The sequence below is a fragment of the Nostoc sp. genome (assembly GCF_035638895.1).
In the GTDB taxonomy this organism is placed as follows: domain Bacteria; phylum Cyanobacteriota; class Cyanobacteriia; order Cyanobacteriales; family Nostocaceae; genus Nostoc.
This window is the reverse complement of sequence record NZ_DASQZC010000037.1, coordinates 1-15,869: the sequence shown is the minus strand read 5'-3', so window position 1 is coordinate 15,869 and position 15,869 is coordinate 1. Positions and strand designations below refer to the sequence as shown.

General features: G+C 43.3%; 14 protein-coding genes and 1 pseudogene. 4 read left to right on the top strand and 11 right to left on the bottom strand.

The features are described 5' to 3' along the window. Positions 1–3: 3 nt before the first annotated feature. The 4 genes from VE944_RS01480 to VE944_RS01465 form a co-directional block, all read right to left on the bottom strand. On the bottom strand, positions 4–5,988 hold the full coding sequence (locus VE944_RS01480) for an AAA family ATPase (protein ID WP_324971216.1): 5,985 nt from the start codon (positions 5,986–5,988) through the stop codon (positions 4–6). Positions 5,989–6,304: 316 nt separating this feature from the next. After that, the gene (locus VE944_RS01475; protein ID WP_324971214.1) at positions 6,305–6,688 is read right to left on the bottom strand and encodes a hypothetical protein; all 384 of its coding nucleotides are present in this window, start codon (positions 6,686–6,688) and stop codon (positions 6,305–6,307) included. Positions 6,689–6,696: 8 nt separating this feature from the next. Next, positions 6,697–7,251, bottom strand: coding sequence for a Uma2 family endonuclease (locus VE944_RS01470; RefSeq protein ID WP_324971212.1), 555 nt, complete (start codon positions 7,249–7,251; stop codon positions 6,697–6,699). Beyond that, a complete protein-coding gene (locus tag VE944_RS01465) occupies positions 7,232–7,444 on the bottom strand; it encodes a hypothetical protein (RefSeq protein ID WP_324971210.1) in 213 nt (70 codons plus the stop codon). The genes VE944_RS01470 and VE944_RS01465 overlap by 20 nt, the downstream gene beginning before the upstream one ends. 321 nt (positions 7,445–7,765) lie before the next feature. Here VE944_RS01465 and VE944_RS01460 point away from each other — a divergent pair, with 321 nt between their 5' ends. Next, positions 7,766–8,203, top strand: a complete 438-nt coding sequence (locus VE944_RS01460; protein ID WP_324971208.1) for a hypothetical protein — start codon at positions 7,766–7,768, stop codon at positions 8,201–8,203. 93 nt (positions 8,204–8,296) lie between these two features. Here VE944_RS01460 and VE944_RS01455 read toward each other — a convergent pair whose 3' ends face one another. The 7 genes and pseudogenes from VE944_RS01455 to VE944_RS01425 form a co-directional block, all read right to left on the bottom strand. Then, positions 8,297–8,608, bottom strand: coding sequence for a YciI family protein (locus tag VE944_RS01455; RefSeq protein ID WP_324971206.1), 312 nt, complete (start codon positions 8,606–8,608; stop codon positions 8,297–8,299). Between the two features lie 122 nt (positions 8,609–8,730). Next, on the bottom strand, positions 8,731–8,973 hold the full coding sequence (locus VE944_RS01450) for a hypothetical protein (RefSeq protein ID WP_324971204.1): 243 nt from the start codon (positions 8,971–8,973) through the stop codon (positions 8,731–8,733). Between the two features lie 63 nt (positions 8,974–9,036). Then, a complete protein-coding gene (locus tag VE944_RS01445; RefSeq protein ID WP_324971202.1) occupies positions 9,037–9,603 on the bottom strand; it encodes a hypothetical protein in 567 nt (188 codons plus the stop codon). Positions 9,604–9,873: 270 nt separating this feature from the next. Continuing rightward, a complete protein-coding gene (locus VE944_RS01440) occupies positions 9,874–10,740 on the bottom strand; it encodes a hypothetical protein (RefSeq protein ID WP_324971200.1) in 867 nt (288 codons plus the stop codon). 231 nt (positions 10,741–10,971) lie between these two features. Then, positions 10,972–11,751 (bottom strand): hypothetical protein, encoded by a 780-nt coding sequence (locus VE944_RS01435; RefSeq protein WP_324971199.1) that lies wholly within the window; start codon positions 11,749–11,751, stop codon positions 10,972–10,974. Between the two features lie 416 nt (positions 11,752–12,167). Further along, positions 12,168–12,401 carry a hypothetical protein gene (locus tag VE944_RS01430; RefSeq protein ID WP_324971198.1) on the bottom strand — a complete coding sequence of 78 codons (234 nt, stop codon included), beginning with the start codon at positions 12,399–12,401 and terminating at the stop codon, positions 12,168–12,170. 216 nt (positions 12,402–12,617) lie between these two features. Further along, a pseudogene (locus VE944_RS01425) lies at positions 12,618–13,490 on the bottom strand (transposase); the annotation flags it as partial. Positions 13,491–13,552: 62 nt separating this feature from the next. Here VE944_RS01425 and VE944_RS01420 point away from each other — a divergent pair. The 3 genes from VE944_RS01420 to VE944_RS01410 all read left to right on the top strand — a co-directional run. Further along, positions 13,553–14,365: a tyrosine-type recombinase/integrase gene (locus tag VE944_RS01420; RefSeq protein ID WP_324971196.1), complete on the top strand. Its 813-nt coding sequence runs from the start codon at positions 13,553–13,555 to the stop codon at positions 14,363–14,365. Between the two features lie 364 nt (positions 14,366–14,729). Continuing rightward, entirely contained in the window at positions 14,730–15,014 is a 285-nt protein-coding gene (locus tag VE944_RS01415; RefSeq protein ID WP_324971194.1) for a hypothetical protein, read from the top strand. Between the two features lie 625 nt (positions 15,015–15,639). Continuing rightward, positions 15,640–15,869: Coq4 family protein (locus VE944_RS01410; protein ID WP_324971192.1), on the top strand; the 230-nt coding region annotated here is incomplete at its 3' end.

The following is a 15,869-nucleotide window of genomic DNA, read 5'->3' as shown; positions in this document are numbered from 1 at the left end:
TTCTCACTCTCGATTGATGGTGACAATAATTTCTGTTCCTTGACCCGGTTGGCTTTGAATCGTTAGTTGTGCGCCAATGCGCTCTGCCCGTTCGCTCATTCCTAATAAGCCGAACCCACCGCTCAAAGGAATGCTACCTACTCCAAAGCCCCTACCATCGTCTTTAACCTGTAAGATACACTGTGTCTCGTTGTACACCAACTCAACCAGAATTTCGCTAGCACTTGCGTATTTAATCGCATTGGTTAATGCTTCCTGCCCAATTCTGAGTAAGTTATTCTCCACTTCGGTTGGTAAGGAATAGGCTGTACCCTGAGTTTCGCAGATCAGAGCCGTGTCGGTCGTCGATCGCATTTGAGCCACTATACGATGCAGGGCACTCTCTAAATTACCTTCTTCTAGTAGCCGCGGCCGGAGTGCTGATACGGATCGTCGCGCCCCTGCCAGCCCAGCGCGTGCTAGTTCCTCAATCATTTCCAGATGTACTTGGGTTGCTTCTGAGTCGTCCGTCAGCACTTGCGTTGCCGCTCCAACCTGAAGCAGAATACCTGTGAAGGATTGAGCCAATGTATCATGAATTTCTCGCGCCATGCGGTTGCGTTCTTCCAGAATTGAGGCGTGTTCGGCTCGTTTGCGTTCACGCAGTGCAGCATCGTGCTGTTCGCTAATATCAAGAATCACACCCAACATTCGCACAGGCTGTCCGGCTGCGTTATAAATACCTCGACCTCTGCCAATCAACCAGTGAATACTACCATCTGGGTAGATTACTCGATATTCAACTTCACAATCAGTGTGGGTTACCAGAGCTACTTCAACCGCTTGCTCAACCCGATGAATGTCTTCCGGATGAACGCGATCGCGCCATGCCTGAGTCTTACTCTCAACTTCACTGGGGACTAACCCCAGCAATCGAGCGTGGTTATCGTTCCAATCTGTTGTATTCTCAATGATATTCCAGTTCCAACTGCCAATGTGGGTGAAGTCCATTGTCAGCCTGTGTTGCTCTTCACTCTGTCGCAGGGCGTTTTCAACTTGCTGACGCCCTTCAATCTCTTGGGAAAGCAGCAAAGTTCGCTCAGTAACTTGTTGTTCTAGCGTTTGATTATATTCTGCTAAAAGCTTCTCTGCTTGTTTGCGTTCGGTGATGTCTTGAAAGGCCACCATTGCGTAAGCCACATGACCCTGCTCATTAAATACGGGAGTTCCCCAAACCTCAATGGGAACTGTGCTGTTAGTTTGGCAAATTTCCATATCATCGACGGTAGTGCGTTCGCCGGTCAGTGCTCGGATAACTGGCAGTTTCTCAGTGGGATAGGGTTGATCCGTTCCCGCTAGATACAATTGATAAACTTCTGGAATCTGATCTGGAGTTACAGAAGGATTCATCCCTTGTCCCAATAGCTCAATCCCCCGTTCATTCGTGTAGTAAGGGCGGCCAGCAGTATCTACTACTACAATTGCCACTGGAATAGCTTCTAGAAATTGAGTCATTTGACTTTCGCTAGCGCGGAGATTTGAATAGAGTTTGGCATTTTCGATCGCGATCGCTGCTTGAGTAGATAGTAAATTCAGAACTTGCGATCGCTCCGGTGTAAATGCCCCAGTTGCTAGTTGATTTTCTAGATACAGCACACCAACCAGCTTAGTTTGATTCAGCAGCGGCAAACAGAAGATCGATTGAGTTTGGTTTTGTTGAATGTAGATATCATTGGTAAAATTCCCTTCACGAGCTGCATCATTGAGGAGGACAGATTCATGAGTCCGAATCACATACTGAATGATTGATTTAGGCAGTTGATTTGTCATTGGAATCGACTGTAGCACTCGCGTCGCACAGGCAGTTGCACCATCGTTGAATTCACAAGCAGCCTCAATCATCCATTCTCCTGAGTTTTCTAAAAGCAAGCATCCAGTTTGTGCGCCTGCATTCTCGATTAACATCTGCATCAAGGAAGTAAGCAACTGCTCCAGTTCAATTTCGCTCGAAATCGCTTGAGATGCTTTCATCACGGTCGCCAAGTCAAAAGGGATGTATGAGGTATTAGAGGTATTTCCAGAAATCGTGCGAATGGGCGTATGAGCTACAGCCGATAACTGGGCAAATACCTGCGGGTAGCGAGTTTCTAAATCTTTGACTTTTGCCGTTGCTCCCCACCGTTCATAGCAGTAGTGAGCTTCCTTCATGTAGAGCTGGGCAAACTTCTCCCGACCTCGCTCTAGATAAAATTTGGCAGCTAATTCATAGGCTAACGCTTCTTCTTGCAGATACTCGTTTTCTCTAGCACCAAGAATTGCTTGTTCATAGAATTCTTCTGCCTCCAGCAACTGAACCAAAACTCGCGCTTTCTCTGCCTCAACTAAATGATATTTATGCAAATAATTCATAGGCGCGTACTGTGCCCAATGCCTCATTTTTTCCTGGCTAACCGCAACTTTTTTCAGGATTTCTGCCTGTGCTTGAACGCTGCTTTCAGAGTATGTTGCGAGCCTTGCTAGAGAATCATAGAGGTAGTAAAAAGGACAAAGAGGTGTGCCTGTTATTCTGATTAAATAATGTTCTGCTATGGTTGAATTTTCAACTGCCTGAGCATACTCAGAAAAGAGGTAGCACAGGAAAAGTTTATTGAAATAGACATCGAAGATTGCAGTTCCATCATTGGCTACTTCATGTTGTGGCAATCCATTCTGCTCATTGTAGAATCTACCAACTAGACGGGTTGGATTGACCGAGTATCCCATCAAATTTGCGATCGCCTGCTGAAATATTTGATTCCAGGTTAGTGCTGCTTCCTGTTTGATTTGACGGATTGCTTCATTGTATATCGTCATCTCGCGTTCAACCTCCACAAGTTCCTTTCCAACGACACAGGATTGAAAGCAATAAACGTGAGCACAATAAGCAGCAAACTCCAAATCTCCAGTTTCTAACCCACTTTGATAGGCCTCTAGTAATGGCTGTGATGTGTTTCTAACAAGTTCTTTCCAATGAACGATGAAGTTGTTCACGATGAGCAATGTTCTAGCTCTGAGCGGATGGGTTTTAGGATTTGATAACAGACTAAGCGCAAGCTGACCAAACTGGTAGCCAGTCTCGATGTCTCCAATTGTTCCACAAAGGATTAACCCATAAAAGGCATAGGCAAAGGGCGATACAGGTGCATTGCCATGTTGAATGGACAAGTTAACCTGTTTAAACACAAGTAGGGGCATCAAATCAGGGACAGCAACATAAGCAGCAATGGTGATGCTGGATAAGATTCGCATCGCTGCTAACTGGTTCGGCTCGGTCATTTCCAGTAAATGGTTCAAGTCTTCGATCGATTTTTCCCTGAGCAGGAATGAAATTGTATCTAGTTCAAGCTGAATATCTAACTGACTGGGATTCTCAAGAAAACTAATTTTTAGTTGCTGTAACACTTGCAATGCAACATGGATTGCTCTCAATGGCTGACTCTGTGCAATGTGAGTTTGAATTTTGACTTCATAGACTTTTGCGCGATCAAGAACTGTTTTGGCTTTTTGTAGAATGACTTCTGCCCACTGTTCTACGTCTTCAAAATTGCCACACAAATATGTGATTTTTGTTGTTTCAGTATATAACTCTAAAGCCAGGTCATAGTTGGTTTGCCAGCTAGAATCTGCCAGCCATGCTCTACCCATCGCCAAATAGTTTTGTGCCGTACCATAAGCGATCGCTGCTTTTGCTCTCTGACCTGCCAACAAATTCAATTTGGCAATTTCATCTCGTTCTGCTTGATCGGTGACCAGTTCAATTCCATAATTAAGATGATCCACAATTTCAAACAGTCGATCTGATAGACGAGGTGCCAACGCTTCTTTAAGCAAATTGCGACCAATTTGAAGATGAACTATTTGTTTATTTGACTCATCAATTAGATTGTAAGCTGCTTGCTGAACGCGATCGTGCAAAAACTTGTAATTTTGAATCCGCAGATTCTCATCTAACTCTGAGGTTGCAAGAAGCAACTCTGATTGAATTACGGTTGTGAGTTCTGCAAAAATTTCAACCTCTGGTCGTTCACAGATAACTGAGAGTGTCGCTAAATCAAACTCAGCACCGACACAAGCAGCTAAGGATAAAACCTGTTGAGTTGGCTTTGGAAATTGTTTCAGCTTTCCAATAATTAACTCCACTACATTGTCGGTAATATTTTTGGCTTTAATATGAGTAATGTCCCATTGCCAGCGTTGTTGATTAATGTCGAAGACGATGAGACCTTCAATGAACAGCGCTTTGAGAAATTCATTGGTGAAGTAGGGATTGCCGTTCGCTTTACGCCATATCAGTTCTGCTAAAGGTGCAATCGACTCAGTATGCGTGTGCAAGGTTTCAGCAATCAGTTGAGCCACCGCCCCTAGTCCTAGGGGAGCTAACATTATCTGACTAATAGTAACAGTTTCCTGTTTTAGCTTCTCTAAGGTTGCAATCAGGGAATGTGCTTGGGTGACTTCGCGATCTCGATAAGCTCCAATCAAAAACAGGGCTTGTATCCCACGGTGGCTTAAAATTAACTCAATGAGCTTGAGTGTAGCAGAGTCTACCCATTGCAAATCATCCAGAAAGATGACCAGAGGATGCTCAGGAGAACAGCAGGCTCGAATGAACTTCTGAAAGACAAGGTTAAACCGATTTTGTGCCTCAGTTGCTCCAACTTCTGCTACGGGTGGTTGCTTGCCAATAATCCACTCAACTTCTGGAATGACATCAATAATCAGTCGTCCATTACTTCCTAAAGCTGTAAGCAAGTGCGATCGCCATTGTTGCACCTGCTCATCAGGTTCACCCAACAACTGCTGCATCAGTTTTCGTAGTGCATCCACAATTGCGCTGTAGGGAATATTGCGCCCAAATTGGTCAAACTTACCCGAGATGAAATAACCGCGCTTTGCTGTGATGGGTTTGTAGAGTTCTTGTACTAAAGCTGATTTACCAATGCCAGCATAACCAGAGACCAACATCATCTCAATATTGCATTGAGCATTTTTCTCAGTTCCTATTCCTGTCACTCTCTCAAATGCTGCTAATAATGCTGCAATCTCTGCTTCTCGTCCATACAATTTTTGGGGAATGTGAAACCGATCCGAAACGTCTTGAAGACCCAGTTGAATGCCATCGATTTGACCTGTTTGTGCGAACTGCCGAAGACAGATTTCTAAATCTGCTTTGATGCCCCAGGCACTTTGATACCGATCCTCTGCGTTTTTCGCCATCAATTTCAAAATAATATCTGAAACGGCTTTAGGGATCGTTGCATTCAGTTCGTGAGGGGGAACAGGCTGTTTAGCAATATGACAATGGACTAGCTCAAGTATGTCCGTTGTTGGAAATGGCAGGTGTCCGGTTAGAAGTTCGTAAAACGTCACACCGAGCGAGTAAAAATCACTACGGCGATCGAGCCAACGGTTCATCCGCCCAGTTTGCTCTGGAGACAAGTAGGCGAGGGTTCCTTCTAAAATATGAGGGTTCTTGAAAGTCGGATTCGTGCGGTTAAACTGGGTAGCAATCCCAAAGTCAATAATTTTGACAACTCCAGTATCCAGATTAAAGACTATGTTTCCAGGGTTGATATCTTTATGAATGATATTGGCTGCATGGATTCTGCCCAGAATGTCGCAAACAGCGATTGCAAGACCTAGAAAAGTGGATAAAGGCATGGGACAGAATATATCCGGGCGTTTGTGCATCCATTGCTCTAAGGACTCTCCCCCAAAATCTTCTAAGAGAATCACCAAAGTCCGTTGATAGTCCTGCTGGCCGTATGCCTTGACAACTCCTTCCAGATTCAGGGAACGGGTAATTTTATATTCCTGCCTGTAACGGGTTAATTCTTGGGGAGAGGGATAATCAAGCTTTAGCATTTTTATGACGATCCCTACTCCATCGTCTCTGATGCCCCGGTACACTAGAGAATTGGAACTTTCGTATATTTTGTCTTGGATGGCAATACCAGGTAGAGCAATCATAGAGCAACTCTTGAGAGGATAATCTGGCATAACCCAAACTATACAGCAATCCAGCTATCTACATTTTTCATTTTTTGAGGTTCTGTTTGGTTTTATTCATTTCTAGCCAGTTGTAGAACCTTAACTGTCTGGTGAGCGCTGTATCCATTATGTAGAGGCATTCTACAGCACTCACTTGACAACTGGCGTAGCACGGGGTAGCAGAAGAGGAAAGCTTTGCTTTATCCCTCGTACAACTTCTTCACTGTCCCGTTGTGTTGCTAACCCCATTGAAACTGCAACCCAAAGGCATTGGATGCCAATTTGCCAAAATTGTTCAGGTTATTCTCCCATACTCCGACTCCACAAGCGTCAACAATTTCTCTTCCAAACCAGTAAGATAAGGTCGATTCAGCTTCCCCAACGACTGCAACAGATTTTTGGCTGTCTCCTCCAGTGAATAGGAATATATTCGCACAAGGCGATCGCTGATTAACTGCATCTGTTGATACTCCTGGGGCAGGTAGTTGAAGGACTTCAGGTACTGCAACCCAACGGCATATTCACCATCCCAGGTTCTGACGGTGCAGCTAAATTCACCCACATGGTTGACTATGCCCCAACACCCGCCCTTACCTCTGAGTTCGGGGTTGTCCTTAACTAGGATTTGGCAGACTTCGCCAATTTGGTAGGTATTGGGTATAAGGGATAGCTCCATCATACGTTGCACTACATCTTACCTATAAGGCGCTCAACTTGGACAAATACATCAGGAAAGCAAAGGGGTGAAATAGTACCTGTGGTTAATGTCAGTTCGGTTTTGTATTTCCCATTTTTTAGGTTACGAAATACTTTTAACTGCGGAGTCTTCAGGTTCACAACCCAGTATTCACTAATACCAGCCTCAGCATAAATGTCTTTTTTGTCACCTAAATCTTTGCTTAGGGTGGCTTTGGAAAACTCAATAACCCAGAAGATATCTTCTGGGTAAGGATGGTGTTCTAAGTAGACCTCACCTAAAGGTTTGACAATCGCAACATCGGGAGCAGGTTCTGAATCGTTGGGTAAGGTAATTGGTTTGGCATCGCGGATTTTTACCTGTTCACCAAGCAGTGTGCGAAGATAATCAGCTGCTTCTGTGTTGTAGTAAGCGTGAGGTTCTCGTTCTGGGGGCATAACAATCAGGTCGCCGCGCAATAGTTCAATGGACTGGTCATCAAAGATACCTGCCTCTATTGCTTGGTGATAACGTTTAATTGTCCATTTATAGGTCGTTACAGTCATAACCATTATTTAGCTCAAAGCCAAATCTATCATTAATTCCATATTCTTTCTCTATCAAACCTAAGAGCTTCTCCTCAACAGCCGTCAAATAAGGTCGCTTCAGTTCCCCCAGATGCTTCAGCACAGCACGGGCTGCCTCTTCCAAGTTCTCGTCTTCCCATAATCTACTGATGCGATCACTAATCTCCTGCATCTGCTGACACTCCGCAGGCAAGTAGTTGTACGACTTCAGGTGCTGCAACCCAACTGTATACTCGCCATCTCAGGTTCTGACGGTGCAACTGAATTCGCCCACATGGTTGACTATGCCCCAACAGCCACCCTTGCCTCTAAATTCGGGGTTGTCCTTTGCAAGGATTTGACAGACAGAAACCCACCTTAATCTCAGTAGGAGCTTGCTTGGCTACCAGTTAGCAATCTTGAGGCTATTATACTGGATAACAAGTAAATAAATATACTGATGTATTATTGCAAATTGAGATAGTAAAGTATTTAATAGATTAAAACAAAGCTAATGAAAAAACTATTTGTAACTATTAATATTTTGGTGTCTTTATTACCTCTAACTGCTGTAGCTAGCAACAGAAATGACGATTTGTCATTCTTTGAAAGCAATAACAATTTGATTATCGCACTGGATAACAAGACTAATACTGCATGTTCTTTCAATACAAAGACTAATTCAGTCGTTAAGATGTCTGGCGTTAAGTTTACTAATACCCGAATGGTCGGGGCTTCTTACTGGTGGGGAAAACTTGGCGGCAACTTGAACCATTTTCTTGATCCTAAAACATTAAAAATTAGCGAAATTAAAGGTAAATGGAGCGACAGCAATGTAATGTTAATCAAGATACAACATTACAAAGACTACGGTGCTTACACTGAAAGCCTTGGTGCAACCTGTGTTAAAGAAGGAGGGTTAAACGAAGTCGCTAAGAAAATGAGAAGGTAACTTAGCTTATATTTAATCTCAATTCTCAGAATCTTCTACTGTGCGTTTATCTGCTTATATCCAAGTAATTTAGCAGTTGTCGCTTCTACTTATTCACACGGGAGCAAAACGAGCGCGTCCAATGTGAACTTCCCACTCCACAACTCTAGCAGAGTCCGCTAGCATACCATCTCGTACACGAGGACTTCTGTTTACAACAGCTTGAGCCTGTTCAAAATTCTCTGCCTGGATTACCCAAAGCCCAGTTCCATCATGGGGAAAAAACGGCCCACAGCACAGTAGTGTTCCTTTCTCATGTTGCTCATTAAACCAAGCGAGTTGATTTTGGTCATGCTCTGGGTAAGCCAATTTATAGTCGTAGTACTCTGGAACGGTTGCAACCACAACAGCAAAAAGTTTAGACATAATGCTTTAGTTGGTGATTTGAGATGATGTTCAGATTGTATGACCCAAGAAATACTTCTGTGTCATAAAATAGCGATTGTATGAACGCCAGTGTATGTTCAAAAATCAGTGTTAAATCTGCCCTAATCTACAATCCCATATTCTTGTTCAATAAAACCTAATAGTTTTTCCTCAAACTCAGTCAAATACGGGCGCTTCAACTCTCCCAAGCACTTCATAACTGCCTCTGCTGGTGCTTCTAGCTTGCCACTGTCCCGTAACCTACTGATGCGTAGGCGTAGCCCGCCGAAGGCATCGCAAATTACCTGCATCTGCTGACATTCCGCAGGCAAGTAATTGAGCGGCTTCAAGTGGTCGATTCTCACGGTGTACTCTCCATCCCACATTGTGACTGTACAACTGAACTCACCGACATGGCTAACGATGCACTAGCAGCCTCCTTTACCTCTGAGTTCAGAATTGTCCTTAGCTAAAATCTGGCAGACTTCCCCTATATGGTAAGGATTTGGCGCTTTTGTCCGTTCCATGATCCGTTGTACTACATCGCCTACAACTCTAGCAGATGGTACTTTACCTCCGGCTTCTTCCACTGCTGTCTGCCATACTTCCCATTGCTGTTGAGGTTCCAGCTTTGTTATTGGTCTAACTTGGCGTTCACTCGTAGGCAAAATTTGTGATCGGTTGGGACACATTTCCTCATTTTCTGTTTGTGTCCCATTGGGACACATTTTGGCATCGCTCGATTCAGTTTCAGTTTGTGTCCCATTGGGACACATTTTCATCAAATTATCAAATACAGCCGAAGCTTCAATTAATCTATAAGGATGACGGCGCTGAAATCCAAACCTGTCCTTGCAATACTCCTCAAAAGTGCTATGGGTGGAACGGTAAAGACGGCGATCTCGCAACTCCATTAACGCTTTACCTGCCTCAAAAACCGCTTTCTCCACTTTTCTTTCCAAGTGTAAGCGATCGCGCTGTTCATCCTCCGTCAACTCTGGAATTTCAACAGCCGTAACCGTAATTGTTGCTAAGGCTGGGTCTTCTTGCCGGGAGATATCCTCTTTTGCAGGGTTAGGGAGTGTTTTTGAATCATTAAAAGCGGCAGAGATAGACTTTTTATGCTGTTGTTGTGCCGCTCTGACTGGGGCAGCAAAGCAGCTAACACGAACTAGCTCAACAATCTAGATAACCAGTGCATCAGGTTAAGAGCAAATTGTCGATTGTCGATTCCTGGGTGATTCATTCCTATTGGAAATGTCCTGTCACTCGATTGAATCAATTGGGCAGATATCATTGCAGCTTCTCCCAGCATAGCGACTCGTCCTTGTCCAAATGGCAGTACCACACCCTGAGCGCGCGCGATCAGCCGCAGAAACACCTTGTTCTGCACGAAAATCTGCTGCACTTTTGAGTCGTTCATCTAGATCGATTGCTGAATCAGATAAATGCAATAAGGTTTGTCCGCTAGCAGGAAGCGATAAGGATTGTCCGGTAAACGTCATGACTCGATTGATCCGCTCTTGTGAATTTCGACCTTGCGTAATCGGATGCTTGGCTAAGAGCTTATTTTTACGACTAAACAGCAGAAAACTAGGAACGCCAGAGTCTTGATCGTAATGAGACAAATCCACCGTGAACTTGTTACTCATCTCAATACCAAACCGAGAAGCTAAATTTTCTGCTGCTGCACCAAAGGGTTTGTGGTCTGCAATCAAAAGCAATGATCCATCAGAACGCACCCAATCCCTGACCAGATCACACTCGTCCTCACGAAAAGCAGGTTGCCCCTGTTGCTGACTTGAGGCATTGGCAATCACAAGAATGTCATAATCAGCTAACGTTTCAGCCTCAAAACCTTGTCGATTAGCAACTACCCGATAGCCATCATTGGAGATGAGATCGACGAAGGGTTTATAGCGCCCTTGAGTAGTATGGAAATTTAGGTGAGCCTCATCGAAGAGAACCGTTGGTGCTGTGGTCGTGTAAGCAGGATGGGCAACACTGCTATTAAAGTTCGGATCGGCGACTTGTTGGGCGACAATAACATCTGCTTTAAACACTAGCCAGCAAAATAGTAAAGATAAAACTGTTAGCACAGCGAAACGATATCTCTTTACAGATTGACGCATTAGCTTTTCGGGAAAGTTTTATGTTGGTCAGGTATGTGTTATGACTCGACTCTCTACACTTTGTTTCTTTGCCTACTTGCCATAACCAATGACTTCTTCTTAAGAGTATTGTTACATCAGCCTGCAATTTCTGACTCCAGCACCCTCAAAACTTTCTCTTCCAACCCAGTCAAATAAGTACGCTTGGGCTTCCCCAACGATTCCAGAAACCTCTGCACCGACTCCTCCAGCTTACTCGAAAGGTTTATTACTAGTTGAGGCTACTGTACTAGAAGCAAAGTATGTCGTCCAACTCATTACAAACGGGGTTGAAACGTTTAACTCTGGCGTTCGCTTCAGCAGAACTATCTCGTCACTTAACACGTAGTACGTCTGCGGCTCAAAAATCACACGAGTTTGCTTTCCAGTCTGGCTGTCTGTATAGCTCAAACTTATACCTGCTCGTCCTTGCCGATCTGTAACATTCTCGCTGCGTTCGACTCCTGGAATACTTGCCATTACTTCAAACAAGGGTCGATGTAGCTCTGGTTTGGTTTGCAGTGTCACCAAAATACTCAAAGTCTCATCAAACATCGCCCCCTCAATCGGAATATTATTTTGTTTTGCCCGATTACGGATCGTCTGTGCCAATGCAGTTCGATCCCCTGGAAGTACTGTAGGGTAACTCAGTTCACCTACTTTGTGATCTATCGTGAAGCTTTGTGACAACTTTGGTTTTCCAGCCGCCTCCCAAATAGCGCGGTCTTGAGCGTTCAAAAACTCCGGTTTACCGTCTGTTCGCTGAATACGTCCTGAACCATCTGCTCCAAGCCACATTTGATGAGTATATGGTGCTAGAAAACGAATCTCTTGAGCATTGCCAGTATTTGGCAGTTGTACCATATACATATTCAGACCAAATCCTTCTGTTTTTCGATACAAAAAGGAGCCAGGTTTCAGTGTACTATTTTCACTAGAAGTAAGTGAACTCCCATAAGCTGTACTAAAACTTGCTATTGATGAAGCTTGCATAATGCTAGAACTACAGCACACAAGCGCGACCAATACAAAGCTAAGATTACTCTTTCTTCGAGAGCTAGGCATTAACAAGTTCATCTATTTGCGGTATTTCGTAAAGTAATTGAGCAACAAGCGAAAAATCAATCTATAACTGTTTTAATTGATTAAATAATGTCTTTGTAAGTTCCAGAGCTATGAGTGTTCTGATCAGAACTGGTTTGTAAAGAAAATCTAAAGAAAATAAAGCCTCGTTTTACTCAGGCTATAGACTCAATCAATAACATTTATATTGTTGTCGATGAAAAGGCTATGAACGGTCGGGTGCAAGCGGATTGTTGGGCTGCGATTATGCAGATAGGCTTAAGCTTCGCTTATCCCCCTCGCTTCAAAACAGGAGCGTGATAGTACGCCTGTCGGTAATCCTTGCATCAGCCGCCAGTTTCCGACTCTAGCAAGCTCAACAATTTCTCCTCCAAGCCTGTCAGATAAGACCGATTCAGCTTGCCCAACGACTGCAACAGACTTTTGACTGTCTCCTCCAGTGAGTCTGAATACACCTGATTAATGCGATCGCAAATCACCCGCATCTGCTCACACTCCTGGGGCAGGTAGTTGAAGGACTTCAGGTGCTGCAACCCAACGGCGTATTCTCCATCCCACATCCTCACCGTGCAACTGAATTCATTTACTTGGCTGACAATGCCCCAACACCCACCCTTGCCTCTCAGTTCTGGGTTGTCCTTGGCAAGGATTTGGCAGACTTCGCCTAACTGGTAAGTGTTGGGTACTCTAGTTCGCTCAATAATGCGCTCCAGGCATCACCGTGCCAAAACGGGAAAATTGTACGCTAAGGCTAAGATCCCTATCAAATAATCGTTTCAGTGATGCTTGTTTTCTTTAACCCGCAAAGGACGCAGCTGGTCAAAACTGGTTGCCTGCTTCAAATTCCAGACATAATCGCCAGTGAGATTGATATGCTCCCAACCCAACGGTGATAAATGTTGCAAATGTTCTTCAGGAATATTCATTCCTTGTTGTTTCAAATAGTCTACGGCTTTTTCTAAGTACACCGTATTCCACAGAATAATAGCAGCAATCACTAAATTTAACCCACTGGCCCGATAGAACTGGTCTTCATAAGAGCGATGCCTACGGCGGGCTGCGCCTACGCGCAATTCCCCCAGCCGATTAAAAAACACCGCCCTTTTTAGAGTATGTTTGGCCTCACCCTTGTTTAGACCCGCTGTAGCCCGTCGCCGCAGTTCTGGACTCTGCAACCATTCCAGGGTAAACAAAGTTCGCTCAATCCTTCCCAACTCCCGCAAAGCTAAAGCTAAACGATTCTGCCGAGGATAAGAAGCTAATTTCCTCAACATCAAAGAAGCAGTCACCGTCCCCGTCCGAATTGAACTAGCAAGGCGTAGAATTTCATCCCAAGATTCCTGAATTAATTTCACACTAATCTTGTCACCGAGGAGGGGTGCCAAAGGCGAATCAGGAGAACTAGGTTCAAAAGTATACAATTTCTTATCAGGTAAATCGCGCATTCGAGGTGCAAATCTAAATCCCAGCAAATGGCACATTGCGAAGACATGCTCGGTATAGCCACTTGTATCCGTATAATGCTCCTGAATCTGTAAATCACTCTCGTGAAAACCATCCAAAACGTGAGTTGCATCCCTAATCGTGGCGTTAATTACCTTAACGTGAAAAGGGGCATACTGGTCGGAAATATGCGTGTAAAACAGCTTTAGCCACCAAGTTTTTAGAACGTCCAGGACTAGCCAAAAGTACTCTGCGTTCATATCAGTCTATGATTATCCCCTTGCTCAAGGAGTACGGTCGATGGTCAATAGAAATCATCGACAGACAGGTTTTGATGGAATATCTCAATCATTTAACTGATGTTTCCTATACGACCCACCACCGTCATCAAGCTGTAATCACGGCTTTGTTCAGTTTTGCTGTTGATATAGGATATCTCAAATCCAATCCGGTTGCGGGACTCACAAGACGTAAACCCAGTCGAGAACAAGGAGAACACGCTACTGATGAGGCAGTGCGTTACCTTACTCCATACCAATTAAGTATCCTGTATGGTGTCATCAAAAAAGATGTTCGTTTGTCTGCATTGGTGCGTTTGTTGCATACCAGTGGCGCTAGGATTGCTGAAGTGCTAGCTCTAAATTTAGATGACATAGACCTCGAAGCTCGGAAATTTCAGGTTGTTGGGAAAGGCAACAAGCAACGGTGGTGTTTTTACAGTGAAGTAGCACTCAAGAGTCTAAATCACTACATTGAATATTATAGACATCCTAAGCATCCAGCCCTGTTTACTGCTCAACAGCCAAAGACTTTGGAAGTATCCCGCCTTTCTTACCGCATGGCGCAGAAATCCTGGATTAAGCTCATCAGAGATAGTCCTGAACTCCAAGAAATTCGTATTCATGACCTACGGCACACTTTTGCTACAGAGCGAGTGGGATTAATGGGGATTGAAGAACTCAGGGCGCTCATGGGGCATGAAAGCATTCAGACAACATTACGGTATCAGAAAGTAACGTCACAACGTGCAGAAGTTGTGGCACAATTGGCGTTAAAAAACCTACCAAATTTTTCTGAATAATTTCAGCATATAACTCACTAAGTGTGATAATTAAAAAATACTTTTGTAAAAACGTACCATGTTGGTGCAGGGAATACATACTACTCTGCACCAACAAAATAAGGGTAATCAAACACTCAGGTAAAGCATCAGCCATCGCACTGAAAAACAATAAAACAACATTATCCATCAAGTGACGATAAGGGAATTATGGAATATTACGTAGTTGAAACATATTGCCATCAATTGAGATGCTTTTTATACAAAATAAAAAGAAGTGTTACCAGTCATGACAGCGTTATTTTGATTTCAGATAGCTATGAGTGTTGCAAAGAGTTTGTTAAATCTCAAAACTAGCCAAGTTACGAAAAAGGAATTTTGAACAATGAGTCAACAAAATCACTACATAATCAGTTACTACAAAGCTTTGCCCACTGAAGTAAGTGCTTATTTTCGTGGAGAAGAGGTTGAGAGATTTTCCGATGATATTCCAGATGAGGAAATAACTGCTGAGGTGATTGGAGACGTAGAAGAAAGTTTAAATTATTGGGCAAGAAAAAAACTTGTTACTTTGAAAAGCTGGGAAAAAACAAGCGAAGTAAATGTTGCTAATCTTGAATTGCGTCTTTACCCTACGTCATACGAATACATAAAACTGCCACCAAAGTGACGAAATGGAGATTTTGAAATTTTGTACAATCATCTCATCAAAGCATGGATTTATACAATGAGAATTACTGAGATTTACGTGAGGAATAACTGTTTAGTATTTTGCACCGATGATGGATGTAAATCAATTTATCATTTATCAAATATTGTTGTAGACATAGGCTTATCAATAGATTCCCTCTCTGCCGAAAAACTACCATAATCAAGAGGACAAGAAATTATTGAAGTTGAAGGCGAACAAATATCAATAATTGAAATTAAAGGCTCAATTGGTAGATTAGAAAATGCAGAAAATTGCCTTGATGCTAATTATAATGAAGCTTCACACAGCTGCTCTTATTGGTTTTCCGGGCAAATAAACAATATTTTAAATCAACTTTTTAGTTGACTTTGTGAGTTGAAAAGGGAATTATGCTTCATTTAATAATCGAAGTTAGAGAAGATGACCTTCAAGAAGACCATTGAGGCAGGGTAAATGTGTCTAAAAATATAAGTATTAGTATTTTTGAGAATCTTATAGGCTGAAAGTTATTCATAGCAGTACTTTCAGCCTATCTTGCCTCTGCTGAAAGCTTCGCTGTATTTACGCCAAATTACACCTATAGGAAGCTCAATCTCACTTACAGGTGTTATTGAAAAATGGGTGGCTAAGATGCTTATGGAGGAAGGCTTTTAGCCTTAGCGTACAATTTTCCCGTTTTGGCACGGTGATGCCTAGCACCCCACAAGGAAAACAAGCATTTGAAAGACGCTCAAGATTAGGTGATATCGATCTCCAAAAACTTTATCGCTTACCTCCCAATACATTTGGATATGCCTATGCTGAACATCTGCTCAAAAACAATTTGCAACCTTT